Source organism: Halanaerobium polyolivorans (genome assembly GCF_020711195.1).
Taxonomy (GTDB): domain Bacteria; phylum Bacillota; class Halanaerobiia; order Halanaerobiales; family Halanaerobiaceae; genus Halanaerobium; species Halanaerobium polyolivorans.
Genome location: NZ_JAJFAT010000006.1, coordinates 64,450 through 85,473, shown reverse-complemented (window position 1 = coordinate 85,473; position 21,024 = coordinate 64,450). Strand labels below are relative to the sequence as shown.

Sequence of the window (21,024 nt, the reverse complement as noted above, 5' to 3'; positions counted from 1 at the left end):
ATAAAATATTCAACAATAATCAATGATATCCTGCTTTTTACTTAGAATTAAAGCTCTGCTTCCAACTGCTCTATTTTAGCTAGATATTTTTCCATATCAAATTTTCTTTCCAAACCATTTGCATTCATATATCTGACTTTACCAAAAATATCCCTTTCCTGCCAGGCCCGGTCATGTTTGCCAAAACACCAGGCAACACCGGCATAGCTATTTGGGTCTCTACCATCAAGAGAATACTTGTTATTCAGCTTTAAAGCATATTGATAAGCTTTTTCTGGCTCAGAAACCCACTCCAGAATCTTCTTTCCCCAGTACATTCTCATATAATTATGCATTTTAGCTGTTATTTTCATTTCTTTTTGAGCAGCATTCCAGTATTTATCATGTGTATCAGCATTTTTTAATTGCTGATAACTATAATTATATTCTCTTGTATCAGAAGAATGTTCTTTTAAAGTTTCAAATGCCCAATCAGGCAAAATATCTTTAAGACTCCCATCATACTGCTGATTATAATAAACAAAATTAAAACTCAATTCTCTCCTGACAATTAACTCTTCTAAAAAATCCTCTGTAGCTTCTGCTTTTTCAAGAGTTTTTACTGCTATTTCTTGAGCAGAGATCTGCCCAAAATGGAGATAAGGACTGAGATCAGATTGATAATCTAAGTGTGGTATATTCCTTTTTTCTCCATAACTAGCAATCTTATTGGCTAAAAAATCATTTAGTTTTTTCTCAGCAGCCTGATAACCACCTTTAAAAAACTTTTTATAAGAAATCCTCTCGGCAAAATCCATTTCTGCTAGATATTGATCAAGGTCTTTGATTAAATATTCTTTGAGTTCTTCTGATAGTTTTAGCCCAGAAGTATTTTCAGGCAGAACTTGATTGTAATCATATAAATACTGATCTTTGATTTTATTAATTTTTTTTCTAATTGTATAAGCAGCATATTCTTCTTTTTCAGAAACCTCTTCAACCGGACAGATAAGATTGGTCTCTACAGTATAAAAAGCTACTTTGATCAAATCTGCTGCTTTAGTTTTCCATTTTCTTAAATTCTTTAAATATGCTTTTTCAGTGATCAGCAAACTTGCTTTTTCAGTAATTTTTTTAAAAATATCAACATCTTCATAACTAAAAATGAAAAAGTTAATATTATGCTGTTCCAGCTCTTTTTTTAATTCCTTTAAACCAGCAAACATAAATTCATAGTGTCCATACTCAGCTTCCGGATAATTTTTGTCGATTAAAAAGAAAACAAATAGAGGCTGATTTAGTTGATTCGCCCTTTGAGCAGCATAGCTCAAAGCATGATTATAACTCATCCTTTGAGCTGACTGCATCCAGTATGCTACATAGTTTGCTTTATTTAAATCAGCCTCATTGATTTTCTCTATTCTACTTTCATTTAACTTCACAGCTTAACTCCTTCGTCAAAATGAATATCCATTTGTGGATAAGGAATATTAAATCCAGCTTCATCAAAGGCATATTTAAGTTCTTCGTGAAGGTCATAATAAACTGTCCAATAATCAGTTGGTGAAACCCAGACTTTTACATCAAAGTTTAATGAACTTCCAGCATGTTCTCCAAGTCTTATTATTGGTTTAGGTTCTTTATAAATCAGTTCATGTTCTGTTACTACTTGATTAATAACCTCTTTTACTTCATTAATATCATCATCATAACCAACTCCAAAGCTTAAATCAACCCTTCTTTTATCTAAAGCACTGAAGTTAGTGATACTGTTAGTAGATATATTGGAATTTGGAATGTATATTTTCTTATTATCTGGTGATGTAATAATAGTATAAAGAAGCTCGATCTCCTGAACCTTACCTTTATATCCTGCAACTTCTATCATATCACCTGCAGTAAAAGGTCTAAACATCAAGAGCAGCACTCCACCAGCAAAGTTTGCTAAACTTCCCTGTAAAGCAAAACCAACTGCAAAACCAGCAGCACCAAGTATCGCTACAAAAGAAGTGACCTCAAAGCCCAGGGTAGAAGCTATTGAAAGAAATAATAGAATTAATAAAATAGCCCTGGTTATCGAAACTAAGAAACTGGTTAAAGTTCTATCAAACTTGCCCTGAATATTTTTTTCCATAACTTTTAGGGCAATCTTGATAACCCATAAACCTATGAGTAAAAATACAATCGCTAAAAGTAACTGCATCCCATAATTTGCAATTACAGATTCTAAACCACCAGCAATATCATTCATCTTTATATCCCCCTCCTAATCAAAATTAGAGATGTTATACAACACCTCAGTTCTAATTAATAATTATTCTCTTTATACATATTTCTAGTTAAATCTCTACTATCCTGCTTATAATTAATATTAATCTTTAAATAAAGAAGAACCGGGATTACCGGTTCCTCAATTTAATAATAAGTATTAGATATCCACGGTTTCTTTAAAAGATTTACCGCTTCTAAACACAGGTACCTTACGAGCTGGTATCTGTATTTCCTCATTAGTTTGAGGATTCCGGCCTTTTCTAGCACTTCTATCTCTTACTTCAAAAGTACCAAAGCCAATTAGTTGAACATTATCACGATCATCTTCAGGTTTTTTAGCTTCATCTCTGAGGTGGTTCATAATAGTATCAATCATATTGTTAATTACTTCTCCAGTATCTTTTTTAGTGACACCTGTATTTTCTGCAACGGCGTCAATAAGTTCATTTTTAGTCACTGAAATTCACCTCCTTTGAAAAAATAGCTTTTTTATACATATACTTACTATTCTCGCTATAACAGCGATATCCTGCATTATATAAGAAAAAATTTATCAAAAAACTAAATATTCCAAAGTGATTTATCTACTACTGCTTCCATCTCATGTTTTTTTGATCTTAACATCAGCTCATCTACTGCCTGATAAGGATCTTTATCATTAAATAAAACATTATAGACCTGATATGTAATAGGCATTTCAAGTTCTAAAGCTTCTTTTTCAAGCCATCTATAAATAGCTCTGGTTGTTTTTACTCCTTCTACAACCTGTTTAACCTTCTTTTTTGCTTCTTCAATGCTTTTACCTTTACCGAGCTCTATCCCAAAGCGTCGGTTACGGCTGTGCATACTGGTACAGGTCACAACTAAATCTCCCATACCGGATAAACCAGCTAAGGACATGGTTTTACCACCATGATAGTCTACAAAACGACCCATCTCCATTAAAGCTCTTGTTATTAAGGCTGCTCTGGTATTATCACCAAATTCTAAGCCATCACAGATCCCACTTGCTAAAGCAATAACATTTTTGACAGCTCCTCCAAGTTCGACTCCAATAAGATCAGGATTAGTATAGACCCTAAAATAAGGAGACATAAAAAGATCCTGTACTTTTTCTGCATTATCTTTGTTTTTTGCAGCAGAAACTATTGCAGTAGGAAGTTTTTTAATAACTTCTTCCGCATGGGTAGGACCTGATAAAACAACTACATTTTTAAAGCCAGCATCTTTAAAGATTTCTGAATTAAGCTTAAAACTATCTTCATCTATCCCTTTAGCAGTAGAAACTAATAAGGTGTCTTCTGCAGTATATTTTTTTAATTGCTGAGCTAGCTTTTCTGCTGCATGGGTAGGTACAGAAATAACTATCACTTCAGCCTCTGCAGCAGCTAACTCAAAATCATTAACTGCAGTGAGGTCTGGATGAAGTTTTGTCTCTGGAAAATATTTGTGATTAATATTTTTTTGATTAATTGAATCTACTACACTTTTATCCCTTGCATAAATAGTAGTTAAGTGGCCATTTTCGGCCAGAATATTTGCCAGAGAAGTGCCCCAACTACCTCCACCAATAACTGTAATTTTAGTTTTGGTCATCAGCCGCTTTGCCCCAGTTTATCTGGATCCATCCTGTTTTCTTCCCCATTCATTAATCTATTGATATTGGCTCGATGGGTAAAGATTACAAACAATGATAAAAGTGCTCCAAATAGAATATGAGCTCCACTAAATCCACTAAAATAAATTACAAAAGGAAGTGAGAGTGAACCGATTATTGAGCCCAAAGAAACATATCTAGTTTTGATAACCAAAAATAGCCAGATCAAAGCATAGATAAGAAAAGCAAGTGGATAAAGTCTTAAAATAACTCCAAAAGTTGTTGCTACACCTTTACCACCAGTAAAACCTAAAAATATTGACCAATCATGACCGGCAATTGCAGCCATTGCAACAAGTAAAACATAAACTGAAACTGGATCACCTATAATTGCCTGCCCAACTAAAACTCCTAAAAAACCCTTTAAAATATCAAAAACTGCAACTAATACCCCTGCTTTTAAGCCCATAACTCTAGCAACATTTGTTGCCCCAATATTACCACTACCATAATTACGGACATCTTTTTTTAAGACTGATTTAGTTAAAAGTAATCCGCTTGGTATAGAACCAATCAAATAACTGATTAAGATGGCGATTATAATCCTCATAATAGACCTCCTTTTTATTTGCGCTGTTTTAATTTGAAGTTAAGTGGATTACCTACATATCCAAATGCTTCTCTAAGCACATTTTCTAAATAACGCTGATAAGCAAAGTGCATTAAATTAGGATCATTAACGAAAAAGACAAAGGTAGGTGGTTTTACCCCAACCTGACTTCCATAATATAATTTAAGCCTTTTCCCTTTTCTGCTTGGTGGTTCACGCAGTTGAACTGCCTCAGAAATAACCTCGTTTAAGACTCCAGTTTTGATCCTTAAATTGCTCTGGTCAACAACATATTCAAGTAAAGAAAGCATCTCATCGATTCTTTCACCTGTTAAAGCAGATATATAGGTTATGGGAACATAGTTTAAAAACTTAAGTTCATAATATACTTCATCAGTATATCTTTTCATAGTTTTAGAATCTTTTTTCATCAAATCCCATTTGTTAATCGCAATAACCATGGCTTTACCTTCATCATGAGCATAACCAGCAATTTTTTTATCCTGATCTGATACACCTTTTGTTGCATCAATCATCATTAAAACTGCATCTGATCTATCAACAGATTTTAGGGCTCTTAAATTACTGTAATATTCTACAGATTCTTTAACCCTTGATTTACGCCTTAAACCGGCAGTATCAATAAAATTAAACTTAATGTCTTTCCATTCTATTAAAGTATCTACAGCATCTCTAGTGGTTCCCGGCATATCACTTACTATTACCCTGTTTTCACCAACAAGATGGTTGATTAAACTTGACTTGCCAACATTTGGTTTGCCTATTACAGCGATATTTATTGCTTCCCTTAGGTCTTCATCTTCTTCATATTCTGGCAGTTCGGCTGAAACCTTATCTAAAAGTTCACCCGTATTTTTACCATGTTCTGCCGAAATCAAGATAGGATCACCAAAACCCAGTGAATAAAACTCCCAACTAATTTCCTGCTGATTAGAAAAATCTTCAACTTTATTAACTACTAATAATACCTCTTTATTAGTCCTATATAAAAGCTGGGCAATTTCCTGATCTATGCCTGTCATACCAGTTCTGGCATCAACCACAAATAAAATTACATCTGCTTCTTCCATGGCCAATTCAGCCTGATATTTTATTTTGTTTTTTATCTCATCTGAATCACGGGGCACAATACCACCGGTATCTATAACATTAAAATTTCTATTAAGCCATTCTGCTTCTCCATAAATTCTATCTCTGGTAACATTTGGCTCACCTTCAACTATGGCTCTTCTACCTCCGACCAATCTATTAAAAAGGGTTGATTTCCCTACATTTGGTCTACCAACTATTGCTACTGTTGCTTTAGTCATTTTCTATCACCTCCACTAAGTCTTTTAAATTACCGACAAAATCTATCTGATAGTTTTTTAATTTCTTTTTAAATTGTTTTAAATGAGAACCATCTAAGAATTTATTTTCATCATTTAGAACAATATCTGGAATAATAATTTTTTGATATTGATCAATGGGAATTTTTTTGATTCTTTTTTCAATGTCCTCTGCGGTTAAAAGACCGGTTACTGTAACACTGCGGCCAAAAAAATCATTTTTGACCTCTAAAATATCGATCTCTAGATTTTTAATTTGATTTAATTTTTCAATTACTGCTTGAATGGCTTTTTTACCCAATTCTCCAGTTATTACTGCCATTTTATTTTTTTCTGGCAGCTGGTCTGGATAACTTAGATCATTAAAGCTATTTAAAAATAAGGCTGTTAAACCTATCCCGTTCTCTAACTGGGGAAAATCAGCATATTCTTCAAATCTAGGCAGTTTATTAGCTGTATTTAAATAGAACTCATCTGCTGCATAAATAATGTTTTCACCAAATTTAGCAGTAGATTTTTTCTGCCATTTTTTAATTTGAGAAAGAGCTTTTTTCATTTCTGCTTCAGTTAAAGTTCTAAGTTCAGCCAGTCCTTCTCTGTGTTTTGTAATCCCAACCGGAACAACTCCGATTGAAAGTAGGGCTGGATACAGCTCTAAAAGATCTTTTAAAGTCCTATCTAATTCCTGACCATCATTATAATCTGGACATAAAACAATTTGGGTGTGAAATTCTATCCCATTTTCTTTTAAGAGCTTCAGTAATTGATTGATCTCTGCAGCCCGTTTATTTTTCATCATTTTGACCCTTAACTCTGGATTAGTTGTGTGAACAGAGATATTTAAAGGGCTTAATCTTTTTTCAATAATTCTCTGCAGTTCAGATTGATTCAAATTGGTCAGAGTAATAAAACTGCCCTGCAGGAATGAAAACCTATAATCATCATCTTTCTGCATCAAACTATCTCTCATCTTTGGCGGCTGCTGTTTGACAAAACAAAATACACAGTTATTTTTACACTGTTTTAAACCATCAAAAATAATTTCTTTAAATTCTATGCCCAATTCTTCATCAAGCTTCCTCTGCAGCTGAAATTCCTGAATAGTATTATCAGCTCTTTGAACCTGCAAATTAATTATCGGCTCAGAAATTTGATATAAATAATCTATATAGTCATTTATTTTTTGATTATTGATTGTAATAATTTTATCACTTGCTTTTAAACCAGCTTTAAAAGCGGTTGATCCTTCAATTATTTTTTCGATTTTAACCATCTTCTGCCTCCTGTTTCCTTGATAATATCATATTTTAGCAGACTAAGCAAAAGCAGACAGCAAGCTGGTTTTAACGCAAAAAAACCCGCCGCCCAAATAATATTGGACAGCGGGTGCTTTTTTAATTATTCACCCTGCTCAAAGATATCTCCTACTATTTCTCTAATGGTTGCACCACCGCTAGAAGATTCATCAGCTTTGTCATCTTTTCCTTTTGAGCTCTTAGAGCTGCTGGAACTGCTCGAGCTAGAAGCTGTAGATTTTTTAGGTTCTGGTTTTTCTTCTAATTCTTTTAAACTTAAACCTACTCTTTCCTGCTCAGCATCAATATTAATTATTTTTGCTTCTTTAACATCTCCTACACTAACAACTTCGTCTGCAGTTTTAACATGACGATGTGAAAGTTGAGAAATGTGAATTAAGCCTTCAATACCTTTTTCAACTTCCATAAAAGCACCAAAGTCAACTATTTTAGTAATCTTACCTTCAACAACTTCACCTTCATAATGCTTTTCAGCAAATTCTTCCCATGGATCTGGAAGCAGCTGTTTTAAGCCAAGTGAAATTCTCTCATCTTCTTTGTTAACTCCAAGCACCTTAACTTCAACTTCTTCTCCTTCAGAAAGAACTTCAGATGGACTTTCAATTCTACCCCATGACATTTCAGAAATATGGAGTAAACCTTCGATTCCACCAAGATCGATAAAGGCACCAAAGTCAACTAACTTTGTAACCTTACCGTTAACTGTTTGTCCTTCTTCTAAGGATTCTAAGGTCTCTTCTTTTTGAGCTGCTCTTTCTTTTTCCAGAACTTTTTTGGCGGAAAGAACAACATTATTATTATCTCTTTCAACTTCAATTACTTTTAAGCGAAGAGTTTGACCAACATAATCACTTAAGTCATCTACATAGCCAATAGCTACATGAGAAGCAGGTATAAATCCTCTTACACCAACATTTACAACCAAACCACCTTTAACTTCTTTTGTAACTTCAGCTTCAATTACTTCGTCATTTTCATGAGCCTCTACAATTTTTTCCCAGGCTTTTTCATAGTCTGCCTGTTTTTTAGAAAGAATCATATTACCTTCATCATCTTCTAAGGTAAGAATAACTACTTCTATTTTTTGATCCATTTCTACAACTTCTCTTGGATCTTCAACAGGACTATGACTTAAATGACGTAATGGTATAAATCCATCAGTTTTATAATTTACATCAACATAAACACCATTGTCATTAATCTCAACTACAGTTCCTTCTACTTTTTGTCCTTTACTGAGATCAGCAATATCATTATCGCTATATTTGAATTCCGCTGCTTCTTCAGCTTCTTCGGCTTCTTCTGCAGTTTCTTCTCTAGCTTCTTCTGCAGTTTCAAGCTCCTCACTGTCATCAGCTTCTTTATCATCTGTAGTTTCTACTACTGTTTCTTCTGTTGTTTCTTCAGCAGTTTCTTCTGTAGTTTCTTCGCTGACTTCCTTAACCTCCTCTACAACTTCTTCAGCCTTCTCTTCAACAATTTCATTTTCTTCTTTTTCTACTTTTGTTTCTTTGTTTTCTTCGTTCATTAACTGAATAACCTCCCTTATTAACCAGTCTGGAGTCGATGCTCCAGCTGTAATTCCAACTTTATTTTTTCCTTTTAGCCAAGTTCTGTCTATTTCATTGGCTGTTTCTATATGATAAGTAGGGGTACCTGTTGCTGAACATATTTCTGCCAATCTAGTGGTATTAGCACTATTACGGCCCCCTATTACGAACATGATATCTACCTCTTCAGCCAATTTTTTAGCTGAAGATTGTCTGACATCAGTGGTATTACAAATAGTATTATAAACTTTTAACTCTTTAACCTCAGTAATAATATAAGATATTATATCTCTGAAAGACTCAGGTGACTTAGTTGTTTGCGCAACAAAGCCAACTTTATTGCTTAAATCGTCTCTATCTAAATCTTCTTTATCTTTAATTATAATAGCTTGTTTATCTGTTGAACCATAGATCCCTTTTACTTCTGGATGATCCTTATCTCCATAAATAAATGTTTGATAACCTTCATCTACCAGCTGTCTGGCATATTTCTGAGCATTTTTAACAAAGGGACATGTTGCATCAATAATCTTTAAGCCTTTTGCCCTAGCTTTTTCCATAATCTCTGGTGCCACTCCATGAGAGCGGATGATAATAATTCCAGATTCAATTTCTGATAATGATGAGGCAACTTTAACATTCTTTTTTTCTAATTTTTCTACTACCTGTGGATTATGAATTAAAGGACCCAGTGTATAAACAGGAGTATCTTTGTTCTGGCCGGCAGCTTCTAAAACCATATCAATTGCTCTTTCTACCCCAAAACAAAATCCTGCTTCTTCTGAAGTAATAACCTCCAGAATACTCACCTCCTTCCAACAATACCAACAAATAGAAAAATACACAGTTAAGCTTTTATTGCCTCTTAACCTTTTTCTCTATTTGTCGTCAAATTCCTTCATTAAACATAAAAAAATATGAAAAATATATAGAGATTTGAAATTATTCTTGATTTTAAATTAAGAATTTACTAATTTAACAATTTTTTCTTTGATAAATTCCCCAGCCTCTTTTCGCTGCTGATCACTTAAACGCTTTTTGGGAAAGTTTTCCATGGTAAAAGGCTCACCAATATTAATCGTAACTCTGCCTTTTTTCTTGATATTTTTTATTCCCACCGGTAAAATTGGAACCCTGCTTCTAACAGCAAGCATTACCGAACCATCTTTTAAATCTGCTACTTCACTTTCATCTCCCCTGGTCCCTTCGGGAAATAAGCCGAGCACTTCACCATTTTTCAAGATATTTAATGCTTTTTTAACTGCTTTGATATCTGTACTTTCTCTATCAACAGGAAAAGCATCAGCAATATATAATATTAATCTCAAAATCGGATTCTCAAAAAGCTCTTTTTTTGCCATAAAATGAACAGGCCTATCCAATACAGAAGCAATCAAGGGTGGATCTAATAAGCTGATGTGATTAGACATAATTATAACCCCTCCCTCTTCCGGAAGGTTTTTTTGGCCCCTAACCTTTGCTCTAAAAAATAGCTTAAAAACAAAGTAGATAATTTTAGAAATAAATTTGTAAATAAATTCCCTCACTGCTTATTCACCTGCAATTATGGCTTTGATTTTTGAAACTACCTCTTCTATGGAAAGGTCAGTGCTGTCTATAACTACCGCGTCATCTGCGATCTTTAAAGGAGAATGCTCTCTCTGACTATCAAGTTCATCTCTTCTGGCAATATTCTCTTTTATTTCTTTATAGTTAGCCTCTTTATTTTTTGCTTTCATTTCTTCAAAGCGCCTTCTTGCTCTTTCTTCTATTGAGGCGGTTAAATAAAATTTATGTTCAGCCTCTGTTAAAACAACAGTAGTTATATCTCTACCATCCATAACCACTTTATGCTGAGCCGCTAATTCTTGCTGTTTTTCAACTAGAATCTCACGAACTCCTTTAACAGCTGCTGTTTTTGAGACATTTTGATTAACTTCTGGGCTTCTAATTTCTTGACTGACATTTTTGCCATTCAAAAATATTTCTCCAGCCTGATTAAAATCTATCTCTATTGAGTTAGCTAATTTAACTAATGCTTCATTATCATTAAAATCAAGGCCTTTCTGTAGAGCAGCATAAGTTACAGCTCTATACATAGCCCCAGTGTCAAGATGAAGATAACCAAGTTCTTCAGCCAGCCTGCGGGCAATAGTACTTTTACCTGCCCCACCCGGGCCATCAATCGCAACTACATTATCCATTATAAACACATCTCTTTCAGAAAAGTTCTTATTTAATTTAATAAATCTGGTCTTAATTTTTCTGCTTTTTTAAGATATTGATGTTTTATTTTTTCTTTGTTTTTCTTACCTTCTACATGTATTAATAATCTTATCATTTTACTACTACTATTTTCAACCTTCATTTCCTGTAAACACAGAATTGGGGTTAGCTTAAAACCCAGTTCTCGAATCGCTTTGCCTGGATAAACCTTATCTAAATCATCAGTAGCAGAGCTAATAATGCTAACTAAATCTTCTTCAGCTAGATTATTTTCCTCTATTAATTTAGCTAATAGTTCTTTAGTAGCCTCGGTTATAGCTTTTTCTGTATTTTCTTCAACACTAATTGCTCCTCGAAGTGCGTACATCAAAATTCCTCCTGATTAATTATCAATTTTATCTAGTTTATGCAAAGCAAATTTTGCTGCTTCCTGTTCAGCTTCTTTTTTACTTGAACCCTGTCCTGAGCCAAGACTATTTTCTTTAAGTTTAACAGCAACAATAAAAGTTTTGTTGTGGTCAGGGCCTTTTTCTTCTATAACTTCATATTCTGGTCTGATATTACCATCCTGCTGAATTATCTCCTGCAGCATAGTCTTATAATCCTGAATATGATTACCCTGTGCAACTTCTTTTATATCTTCTTTTAATATTTTTAAGACAAAATCACTGGCTGCTGTAAAACCCTGATCAAGGTATAAAGCACCAAAAATTGCTTCCATAGTATCTGCAAGAATAGAATCTCTTTCTCTACCACCCGTCATCTCTTCACCCTTACCTAAAAAGAGATATCTTCCTAAATCTAATTTCTTAGCAGCTTCTGCCAAAATAGGTGCACTAACAACAACAGCCCTCATTTTTGCCAATTCTCCCTCAGGAAAATCAGAAAACTTATTAAAAATATAAGTGCTGACTGCAAGGCTTAAAACAGAATCTCCTAAAAATTCAAGTCTTTCATTATCTTTTAGCGAAAGTTTTTTGTTTTCATTAGGAAAAGATTTATGGGTTAAAGCTCTCTGCAATAATTTCTTATCGGAAAATTCGATTTTAATTTCTTGCTCAAACTCTAAAATGTTTTTTTCACTATTTAACTCATCCATCTAAAATTCACCACCTAAAAAATATAAAAATGGATGAAAACTCCACAATGGGAGCTTCATCCTGGATTATTCTTAAAGAATTTCTTCTAAATAATTTACTGCATCCTCAACAGTACGAATATTTTCAGCATCCTCATCAGGGATTTCTACATCAAATTCTTCTTCAAATGCCATAACTAATTCTACAACATCTAAAGAATCTGCTCCTAAGTCTTCTATAAATGAAGATTCTTCAGTTATCTCATCTTTATCAACTGCTAATTCTTCTGCTACAATTTCAATAATTTTATCAAGGGTATCTGCCACTCCATTCACCTCCTTTCACTGAGTCTTCATTTTAATAACGCATGGTCGACTCAGCACTTGCATATCGAATGCGTCGCACTAACCCTTCATTGTATTACGCATAGTTGGGTTAGCATTAGGTCATCGAGACCGTCACACTCGTCTTCATTTTAATAACGCATGGTTAAGCTAAACTCATTCCTCCATCAATGCCAATAACCTGACCATTTATGTAGTTTGCTTTATCAGAAGCTAGAAAAGCTACTAAATCAGCAACTTCTTCAGCTTTACCAAAGCGAGCTAATGGTACTCTATTTATTATATCATCTTTTATGCTATCTTTTAACTCATTGGTCATTTCTGTTTCTATAAAGCCTGGAGCAATAGCATTACTGCAGACTCCTTTGGAAGCTAATTCTTTAGCTAATGTTTTAGTAAAACCTATCATCCCTGCTTTAGCGGCAGAATAGTTTGCCTGACCGGGATTACCAATTAAGCCAATCACAGAAGAAATATTAATTATTTTCCCATTATCTGCTTTCAAAAGATAACGAACTGCATTTTTTGTACAGTTAAAGGTACCTTTTAAATTGATATCCATTACCTTATCCCAGTCTTCTTCTTTCATTCTTAACAGCAGTTTATCTCTTGTTATACCGGCATTATTAACTAAAACATCCAGACCACCAAGGGTTTTATAAGCTTTTTTGACAAGTTCAGCTGCCTGCTCAAAGTCACTAATATCTGCCTGAATTACATAAGCCCTACCTCCAGATTCCTCAATAGAAGCTTTAAGCTCATTTGCTTTTTCTTCAGAACTAGCATAATTAATTATAACATCTGCACCTGAATCTGCCAACTTCTTTGCTATTTCTGCTCCAATACCTCGCGAGCTACCTGTAATTAAAACTTTTTTATCTTGAAGATCAATCAAATCTGCCACCTCTTTATAATAAATATTAATTATTTAATCAAATTAAAATTATTCTTTATTACTGACTCTGCATCTCTTATTATATCATCTATAATATCTTTTACATCTTTAATTTCAGCTATCATTCCAGAAACTTGACCAGCCATAACACTGCCCTCTTTAATATCTCCATCAACAACTGCATCTCTCAGTTTACCAGAACCGATTTCTTCAATCTTTTTGGGGTCTACTCCCTCTTTTTCTAATTTATCTAATTTTCTTGTTAATGAATTTTTTAGATTGCGGACTGGGTGACCTGTACTTCTACCGGTTACTACTGCATCTCTATCTCTTGCCTTTACAATTGCTTCCTTATATTCTTCTGCTGCAGTACATTCAGTTGAACAAACAAATCTTGTTCCAATCTGAGCTCCAGCTGCTCCAAGTGCAAGTACAGCTGCCAGGGTTCTGCCATCTGCAATGCCCCCTGCAGCAATTACAGGTATAGCAACAGCATCAACAACCTGAGTTACCAGGGCCATAGTTGTTAATTCTCCAATATGACCTCCTGCTTCAGTACCCTCAACTATAACGGCATCTACATCTAAACGCTCCATTCTTTTGGCAAGGGCAACAGAAGGAACTACCGGGATAACTTTAGAGCCATTTTCCTGAAATCTTTTTACATGTTTTCCCGGGTTGCCGGCCCCAGTTGTAATTATCGGGACATTTTTTTCTATAGCTAATTCAATAATATCATCAGCAAAAGGTGATAATAACATAATATTTAAGCCAAAGTTTTTATCAGTTAAAGACTTCACCTTATCGATTTCTTTTTCTATTACATCTGCAGGAGCATTTCCGGCTCCAATTACACCTAATCCTCCAGCCTGTGATACAGCTGCAGCAAGTTCTCCGGTTGCTACCCAGGCCATACCACCCTGTATAATAGGACTCTCTATTTCCAGAATATCACATAATTCAGTTTTTAATGACATTTTAATCCAACTCCTCATTCTTTTCCACTTCAGTTTTAATTAAAGAAACAATATTCTCTTTTACCGAATTTTTTGCTGCTTTAACTGCATTACAAATTGCAGTTGCATCAGAACTACCATGAGCAATTATTACAACACCTTTAACACCTAGAAGTGGTGCTCCACCATATTGGCGGTAATCAATCTTATTTAAAACCTTTTTTAAATAAGGTTTGATCAATAATCCAGCTAATTTAGATCTTAGATCACTTTCAAAACTCTCTTTGATTAATTCCACAAAAAAAGAGGCTGCTCCTTCTGTAGTTTTTAATACAACATTTCCTACAAAGCCATCAGTGACTAAGACATCACATTTATCTTCAAAAATATCTCTACCTTCACAGTTGCCAATAAAATTTTTGATTCTGGGGTCTTTATCTAAAAGCTCATAACTTTCTTTGCTCAAATTATTACCCTTAGACTTTTCTTCCCCAATATTTAATAGTGCAACCCTGGGTTCAGCAATTTTCATTATGTGTTTTGCATAAAGCTGTCCCATTAAGGCAAATTGAAGCATGTTTTCTGGACTACAGTCAGTGTTTGCTCCATTGTCAAGAACAAGGGTGCTTCCTTTTTTGGCCGGGAAATTTACCGCTATAGGGGGTCTTGATATTCCTTTGATTCGACCGACCCGCAGCAAACTACCTGCCATAACTGAACCTGTATTACCTGGAGAGATAAAAGCATCTATCTCACCAGATCTAAGTAACTTAGCTCCTACATTAACTGTGGCATTTTTTTTCTTTTTTAAAGCTTTGATTGGTGCTTCATCCATAGTTATTATTTGATCTGCTTTTTCGATTTTTACTCTATTTTTATCAAAATTTAATTTTGCTAACTCCTGATTTATAATATCATATCTACCAATAAGGGTCAATTCAATATCAGGGTCTTCTTCAGCAGCATTAACTGCTCCTTTTATTAATTCCTCTGCAGCTTTTTCTCCACTCATTACATCAACTGCTATTTTATACATATTGCTGCCTCCTTATGATAAAAGAAGAAAAAATATCTTAATCATTTGCAAAACATTATATCTCAACCGCCGGTCAAATGCAAGCTTTTGCAAAGAAAAAACAGAGACCTCCTAAGCAAGGATATCTCTGCCTTTTAATACAATTATTTAATTTCCGCTCACCTTTTTTCCTTTATAATGTCCACATTCTGGACAAACATGATGAGGTAAAATCTTTTCATGGCAATTTGAGCATTCAACAAGAGTTGGAGCACTCAAATTTTTATGGGTACGTCTTTTACGCTTGCGTGTTTTTGAAGTCCGTTTCTTAGGTACAGCCATATTCTCCCACCTCCTTTAATAATCAGTCATCATAAAACTCTTTAAGTTTTTCTAGACGAGGATCAATACTTTCTATCTCACAATCACACTCAGCTTCATTTAAGTCCTGACCACATTGTGGGCAAAGACCTTTACAGTCTTCAGAACAGAGTGGTTTGATTGGCAAAGATAAAATAATATTGTCGACTATTATTTCGTCTATAAAAAGTTTTTCTAAGTCTTCCATATCTTTTTTTAATACTTCTTCAGAGATTTCTATTAGAGCTGAAGATCGATAGTTTTCTAAGCAGCGACTACAGCTTAAAATTAAATTAACTTCCATCTCACCTTCGACTAGAAAAGAATCGCTGGTGTGATAAATTTCAATTTCAAGCTTAATATCATCTTTGATCTCTACTTCTTGATCTCTAAAATTAAGATCAGCTATTTCAATCTCCATTGAAACATTTTTTTTGCCGCCAATATCACCTAAATCATTGAGGTTAATATACAATTTAATTAATCACCCCTGTAAAATAGCCACATTTTATTATATAAAAAGGAGGAGTAACTGTCAAGAAAAATATATCTGCACTTTATTCACTAACTATTTCCATAGTATCTCTTGCTATAACTAGCTCTTCATTTGTAGGTATAACAAGAGCTTTAACTTTAGAATCTTCTGTGCTTATAATTTGTTCTTTAGATCTACAGTTATTTGCTTCTTTATCAAGCTCTAAACCGAGATACTCTAATCCTCCTAAGATGTTTTCTCTGGTTTCAATGGAGTTTTCTCCAATTCCAGCTGTAAAGACAATGGCATCTACTCCACCCATAGCAGCTGTATAAGCTCCGATATATTTTTTAACCCTATAATCAAAGATTTTTAGTGCTACTTCTGCCTGATGATTACCTGCTTCTGCAGCCTCTTCTACATCACGAGAATCATTACTTATACCTGAAACCCCATAGAGACCACTTTCTTTGTTCATAATAGTATCCATTTCTTCAGCAGAAATATCAAGTTTATTCATCATAAAAGGAACTATAGCTGGATCAATATCTCCACAGCGGGTACCCATTACAAGTCCCTCTAAAGGAGTAAGTCCCATACTGGTATCAACAGATTTACCATTTTTAACAGCTGCTACACTGGCACCATTACCAAGATGACAGGTAATTATTTTTAATTCTGAATATGGCTTATCCAGGATTTGAGCAGCCCTTTTACTTACATAGCCGTGAGATGTACCGTGAAAACCATATCTTCTAACACCATATTTTTCATAAAATTCATAAGGTAGTGCATAAATATATGCTTTTTCAGGCATTGTTTGATGGAAGGCGGTATCAAAAACTCCTACCTGAGGTTTATCAGGCATTAATTCCTGACAGACCTTAATTCCCATAATATTAGGGGGGTTATGTAAGGGAGCTAAATCAGCTACATCTTCCATAGTTTCAACTAATTTATCATCAATTAAAACAGAACCAGAAAATTCTTCTGCTCCATGAACAACCCTATGTCCTACCGCTTGAACATCATCCATATCATCTAAAACACCGTATTCTTCATTTAATAGGGTGTCAATAAGCAGTTTAATACCTTCTTTATGGTTGCTGATATCTTTTTCAATTGTTATTTCCTGGCCATCACCATTTTCATAACTAATAAAAGAATCATCAATCCCAATTCTTTCTACCACACCTTTTGCCAATACACTCTCATCTTCCATGTTAAATAATTGATACTTTATGGAAGAACTACCACTGTTAATTACTAAAATTTGCATTACTTTCCCTCCTCGAAATATTATCATCCATTTTGTGCTTGTAGAGCTGTAATAGCAGTTAAATTAATGATATCTTCAACTGAACAGCCTCTAGATAAATCATTTATTGGGGCTGCAAGACCCTGTAATATTGGTCCAACCGCCTCTGCACCAGCTAATCTCTGTACCAATTTATAGCCAATATTACCTGACTGTAGATCAGGGAATATTAATACATTTGCATCACCCTTTAATTTGCTATCAGGAGCTTTTCTAGCACTAACACTTTCAACAATTGCTGCATCTAATTGTAGTTCTCCATCTAATTTTAAATCTGGGGCATTTTGATGAGCAATTTCTACAGCTTTTTGAACTTTTTCTACATATTCATGTCTGGCACTACCTTTGGTTGAAAAAGACAGCATAGCTACTTTAGGCTCAATATCCATCAACCTTCTTGTAGTATCTGCTGTAGCAAGAGCGATCTCTGCTAACTGTTCAGAATTTGGGGCTGGATTAACAGCACAATCTGAAAAGACCATTATCCCCTCATGACCAAATGATTTGTCTTTTAAAACCATAATTATTGCACTAGACACAGTAGAAATTCCAGCTTCGGTTTTAACAATTTGAAAAGCAGGTCTTAATACATTACCAGTAGCATTAACAGCACCAGCTACCATACCATCTGCTTTATTACAGTAAATCATCATTGTTGCAAAATAAAGGGGGTCTAATATAATTTCTTCAGCCTTTTCTTTGCTAAGTCCTTTGTGTTTTCTGAGTTCATAAAATTCATCTCTAAATTCTGCTACATAATCAGAATTTTCTGGCTCAATTATATTTACTGAATTTAAAGATACATCATGGTAAATTGCAGTAGACATAATTTTTGATCTGTTACCTAAAATAGTTACTTCAGCGATGTTTTCTTTTGCTATTGCTCGAGCTGCTTTAATTATTCTTTCGTCTTCTCCCTCAGCAAGAACAATCTTTTTTAGATCTGACTTTGCTCTTGCCTTGAAATCTTTTAATAAATCCATTTAATTTCCTCCCCCGTGGTTTGAAAAATCACATTTGTTCTTTTTTTTATAATTTGATATCATATATATAATACAATATTAATTGACGAAATCCTTTAAAAAATAAAGAAGTTTGAATTGTAAAAATATTTGCTATTATCTTTTAATTTAGTGAGGTGTTTAAAAAATGAGTAATACAGCCTTAATTACTGAATATAATCCCTTTCACAACGGGCATCTTTATCATCTTAAAAAAAGTAAAGAAATAACTGATAGCGAAAATATAATTGTTATTATGAATGGCAATTTTAGTCAAAGAGCTGAAGCTGCCCTAATAAATAAATGGTCAAGAAGCAAACAGGCCTTAAGTTGTGGAGCAGACCTGGTAATCGAGCTCCCCTTAGCATTTGGTATTAGAAGCGCAGAATATTTTGCCCATTTTTCTGTTAAAACACTGCAGGAAAGCAAAATAGTCGATACAATAGTCTTTGGCAGTGAAAGTGGAGATATTGAACTGCTTAAAGCTATTGCTGCAGCTTTTAATAATGAAAATGATTTTTTTAAAGCTAAGCTTTTAGATTACTTAAATAATGGTCATAATTATCCTACTGCCCGCCGCAGAGCTTTAATGGATTCAGCCCATCTGTACCCTGAACTAAATAAATATCAGCCAAAAGAACTTAAAAAGACTTTAGAAAACCCCAATAATATCTTAGGAATTGAATATCTTAAAGCTTTAGATAAATTAAATTCAGCAATTACTGCCAAGACAATTAAAAGAATAGGACCAGCCTATTACAGCAATCAGATCCAAAAAAGCATCGGTAGTGCAAGCTTGATTAGAGAGATTATTCAAAGCGAAAAAAAAGGTCAAGCACTTTTAAAATGCAGAAAATTAATGCCAAAAAAATCATGGGAAATCTTAAAGGCTGATATCAAACAAGGTCTCTTTATTCCCGACAAAGAAATGAATATGCTTTATTTAAAAATAATTGATAAAATAAGAAGATTAAATGCTGCCCAGTTAAAAGAATTTGCGGGAATTGAAAATGGTTTAGAAAACAGAATCTTAGATTCAGCCTTAAAAAGCGGTAGAGCAGCTGATTTCATCAAAAAGATCAAAAGTAAAAATTATACAGAAAGCAGAATCAAAAGAAAGCTGCTGCAAATTTATTTTGATCTAAATGAAGAAAAATTAGAAATCATCACTCAATCTGCACCTCAATATATCAGGGTGCTGGGTCTGAAAAAATCCAAAGAGCATCTACTCTCAGAACTCCAGGAAAAATCAAATCTAAAATTAGTTATTAACCCTGCAGAAATAATCAGAGAAAAGAATTTAAACAGTAATGATCCTCTGGAATTATCTTTGAGTTATGATATTTTGGCTTCAGACCTATATTCACTTCATTATCAAAACTCTGAACTGAGAAGATCAGGCAGAGATTATTACCAGAAATTAATTAAAGTCTAATTTATGATTCAAGCAGATTATTTAAATAGTCGATTATATCATCTATTCTATCTGCTGCAATCACCTCTAAATTAACGGCAGCTGCTGCGGCTTCTTCATAATTTTCACTTGTGACGAGAAAAATATCAACCCCTGCTTCTTCAGCTGCTATTACTTTATATTTTATACCTGAAACTCGACCTACCTCACCATCTAGGTTAACTGTACCGGTTCCTGCAATCCTTTTTCCACCGGTGATATCTTCTTCAGTTAGCTGATTATAGATTTCCATTGTAAAAACACTTCCCGCTGAGGGACCAATTATATTATCTGTTTCAAACTCAACCTGACGGGGAATTTCATAATCAAGCCCTTTACTTCTGATTAAAACTCCAATCGAAGCATTCCCCTCACTACCTTCAAGTTCAAGTGTTTCCAGCTCAAATTCTAGTTCTTCATCAGCTCTTAACACTTTAAGCCTGACTGTATCACCAATGTTCCTGTCTCTAATTATATTAACTGCATCTGCAGCCATCTCAACTTTTTTCCCATCAATCTCTATTATTAGATCATTCTTTTCTAAATTTTGATAGGCACTTCCATCTCTCATAACTTCTACAACTTCAGCACCCTCACCAGAAACAGTTACTTCATAACCAGCTCTTCTAAAAGCAACTGTCTGGGCCTGAAGCTTACTTTCTTCCATCATTTCCGCCATCAAATTTATATATTCGTTCATATCCATATCTTCTGGCAGATGTTGACCCATCAATTCTAATTCCCTATCATCTGGCTGAAATAAGTTGATATAAATATAATCCCAGACAACAGCCCTTCTACTTCTGACTGCAGTCAGTAAAAACTCACCTTCGTTTTGATAACCAGCTTCTACCTGAATCACAGTTGATAGTTCAGTAGCGAGACCAGCTTCATTAACATGAAAGGGAGTTGGAATATAATGGCTTACCACAAATAAGATGAATATAATTCCAATAATTTTCGATATTGTTTTGTTATTTCTATTTTTAGGCATAAATATCTTCCTCTAATAATTTTTTTATAGTATCTAAAGAATCAGCTGCTGCCTTTCGACCTGCTTCTATACAGGCTGCTGCTTTATCAAGTTCAAAGGCAGAAATATTATCTAATTCGGGTTCAATTGTTAACTCAACCTGCCAATCACTGCTTTGTGTATATTTAAGCTGCATAATATCAAAGGTATTTAATAAAACATCAAAAATATTATTGGCCGGATTATCCAGTTTTTTT

Annotated in this window: 23 protein-coding genes; 1 reads left to right on the top strand and 22 read right to left on the bottom strand. The window is 34.1% G+C overall.

Features of this window, described 5'->3' with window-relative positions:
- Positions 1–47: 47 nt before the first annotated feature.
- The 20 genes from LJ207_RS05665 to pta all read right to left on the bottom strand — a co-directional run bounded on the left by LJ207_RS05665 (position 48) and on the right by pta (position 18,323).
- Positions 48–1,421: a deoxyribodipyrimidine photo-lyase gene (locus LJ207_RS05665; protein ID WP_229344974.1), complete on the bottom strand. Its 1,374-nt coding sequence runs from the start codon at positions 1,419–1,421 to the stop codon at positions 48–50.
- Complete coding sequence (locus tag LJ207_RS05660; RefSeq protein WP_229344959.1) at positions 1,418–2,230, bottom strand: mechanosensitive ion channel family protein; 813 nt, start codon at positions 2,228–2,230, stop codon at positions 1,418–1,420. Before LJ207_RS05660 ends, LJ207_RS05665 begins: the two co-directional genes overlap by 4 nt.
- A 177-nt stretch (positions 2,231–2,407) precedes the next feature.
- Positions 2,408–2,707, bottom strand: coding sequence for an HU family DNA-binding protein (locus LJ207_RS05655; protein ID WP_229344956.1), 300 nt, complete (start codon positions 2,705–2,707; stop codon positions 2,408–2,410).
- 104 nt (positions 2,708–2,811) lie between these two features.
- On the bottom strand, positions 2,812–3,846 hold the full coding sequence (locus tag LJ207_RS05650; RefSeq protein ID WP_229344954.1) for an NAD(P)H-dependent glycerol-3-phosphate dehydrogenase: 1,035 nt from the start codon (positions 3,844–3,846) through the stop codon (positions 2,812–2,814).
- A complete protein-coding gene (gene plsY, locus LJ207_RS05645) occupies positions 3,846–4,457 on the bottom strand; it encodes a glycerol-3-phosphate 1-O-acyltransferase PlsY (protein ID WP_229344951.1) in 612 nt (203 codons plus the stop codon). The genes LJ207_RS05650 and plsY overlap by 1 nt, the downstream gene beginning before the upstream one ends.
- A gap of 14 nt (positions 4,458–4,471) precedes the next feature.
- Positions 4,472–5,788: a ribosome biogenesis GTPase Der gene (der, locus tag LJ207_RS05640; RefSeq protein WP_229344940.1), complete on the bottom strand. Its 1,317-nt coding sequence runs from the start codon at positions 5,786–5,788 to the stop codon at positions 4,472–4,474.
- The gene (locus LJ207_RS05635) at positions 5,781–7,079 is read right to left on the bottom strand and encodes a DUF512 domain-containing protein (RefSeq protein ID WP_229344937.1); all 1,299 of its coding nucleotides are present in this window, start codon (positions 7,077–7,079) and stop codon (positions 5,781–5,783) included. Before LJ207_RS05635 ends, der begins: the two co-directional genes overlap by 8 nt.
- Before the next feature lie 125 nt (positions 7,080–7,204).
- A complete protein-coding gene (locus LJ207_RS05630; RefSeq protein WP_229344934.1) occupies positions 7,205–9,481 on the bottom strand; it encodes a bifunctional 4-hydroxy-3-methylbut-2-enyl diphosphate reductase/30S ribosomal protein S1 in 2,277 nt (758 codons plus the stop codon).
- 150 nt (positions 9,482–9,631) lie between these two features.
- Complete coding sequence (locus tag LJ207_RS05625; RefSeq protein ID WP_369414162.1) at positions 9,632–10,219, bottom strand: lysophospholipid acyltransferase family protein; 588 nt, start codon at positions 10,217–10,219, stop codon at positions 9,632–9,634.
- A 3-nt stretch (positions 10,220–10,222) separates the two neighbouring features.
- Positions 10,223–10,876, bottom strand: a complete 654-nt coding sequence (gene cmk / locus LJ207_RS05620) for a (d)CMP kinase (RefSeq protein WP_229344929.1) — start codon at positions 10,874–10,876, stop codon at positions 10,223–10,225.
- Positions 10,877–10,908: 32 nt separating this feature from the next.
- Positions 10,909–11,265 carry a chorismate mutase gene (gene aroH, locus LJ207_RS05615; RefSeq protein WP_229344926.1) on the bottom strand — a complete coding sequence of 119 codons (357 nt, stop codon included), beginning with the start codon at positions 11,263–11,265 and terminating at the stop codon, positions 10,909–10,911.
- Positions 11,266–11,280: 15 nt separating this feature from the next.
- The gene (rnc, locus tag LJ207_RS05610) at positions 11,281–11,997 is read right to left on the bottom strand and encodes a ribonuclease III (RefSeq protein ID WP_229344924.1); all 717 of its coding nucleotides are present in this window, start codon (positions 11,995–11,997) and stop codon (positions 11,281–11,283) included.
- 72 nt (positions 11,998–12,069) lie between these two features.
- Positions 12,070–12,303 carry an acyl carrier protein gene (locus LJ207_RS05605; RefSeq protein ID WP_229344923.1) on the bottom strand — a complete coding sequence of 78 codons (234 nt, stop codon included), beginning with the start codon at positions 12,301–12,303 and terminating at the stop codon, positions 12,070–12,072.
- A gap of 163 nt (positions 12,304–12,466) precedes the next feature.
- Positions 12,467–13,216 carry a 3-oxoacyl-[acyl-carrier-protein] reductase gene (gene fabG, locus LJ207_RS05600; protein WP_229344921.1) on the bottom strand — a complete coding sequence of 250 codons (750 nt, stop codon included), beginning with the start codon at positions 13,214–13,216 and terminating at the stop codon, positions 12,467–12,469.
- Positions 13,217–13,245: 29 nt separating this feature from the next.
- Positions 13,246–14,193, bottom strand: coding sequence for an enoyl-[acyl-carrier-protein] reductase FabK (gene fabK, locus LJ207_RS05595; protein WP_229344919.1), 948 nt, complete (start codon positions 14,191–14,193; stop codon positions 13,246–13,248).
- A 1-nt stretch (position 14,194) separates the two neighbouring features.
- Complete coding sequence (plsX, locus tag LJ207_RS05590) at positions 14,195–15,208, bottom strand: phosphate acyltransferase PlsX (RefSeq protein WP_229344917.1); 1,014 nt, start codon at positions 15,206–15,208, stop codon at positions 14,195–14,197.
- Between the two features lie 147 nt (positions 15,209–15,355).
- Positions 15,356–15,529 (bottom strand): 50S ribosomal protein L32, encoded by a 174-nt coding sequence (gene rpmF, locus LJ207_RS05585; protein WP_229344915.1) that lies wholly within the window; start codon positions 15,527–15,529, stop codon positions 15,356–15,358.
- 22 nt (positions 15,530–15,551) lie between these two features.
- Positions 15,552–16,022, bottom strand: coding sequence for a YceD family protein (locus tag LJ207_RS05580; RefSeq protein ID WP_229344913.1), 471 nt, complete (start codon positions 16,020–16,022; stop codon positions 15,552–15,554).
- An 82-nt stretch (positions 16,023–16,104) separates the two neighbouring features.
- Complete coding sequence (locus LJ207_RS05575) at positions 16,105–17,301, bottom strand: acetate/propionate family kinase (RefSeq protein ID WP_229344912.1); 1,197 nt, start codon at positions 17,299–17,301, stop codon at positions 16,105–16,107.
- 23 nt (positions 17,302–17,324) lie between these two features.
- A complete protein-coding gene (pta, locus tag LJ207_RS05570; protein WP_229344910.1) occupies positions 17,325–18,323 on the bottom strand; it encodes a phosphate acetyltransferase in 999 nt (332 codons plus the stop codon).
- Between the two features lie 166 nt (positions 18,324–18,489).
- Here pta and LJ207_RS05565 point away from each other — a divergent pair, with 166 nt between their 5' ends.
- Complete coding sequence (locus LJ207_RS05565; protein ID WP_229344908.1) at positions 18,490–19,776, top strand: tRNA(Met) cytidine acetate ligase; 1,287 nt, start codon at positions 18,490–18,492, stop codon at positions 19,774–19,776.
- Between the two features lies 1 nt (position 19,777).
- On the opposite strand, the gene LJ207_RS05560 is transcribed toward LJ207_RS05565, so the two are convergent.
- Positions 19,778–20,788, bottom strand: a complete 1,011-nt coding sequence (locus LJ207_RS05560) for a PDZ domain-containing protein (protein ID WP_229344907.1) — start codon at positions 20,786–20,788, stop codon at positions 19,778–19,780.
- Entirely contained in the window at positions 20,781–20,963 is a 183-nt protein-coding gene (locus LJ207_RS05555; protein WP_229344905.1) for a hypothetical protein, read from the bottom strand. The genes LJ207_RS05560 and LJ207_RS05555 overlap by 8 nt, the downstream gene beginning before the upstream one ends.
- Positions 20,964–21,024: the final 61 nt, after the last annotated feature.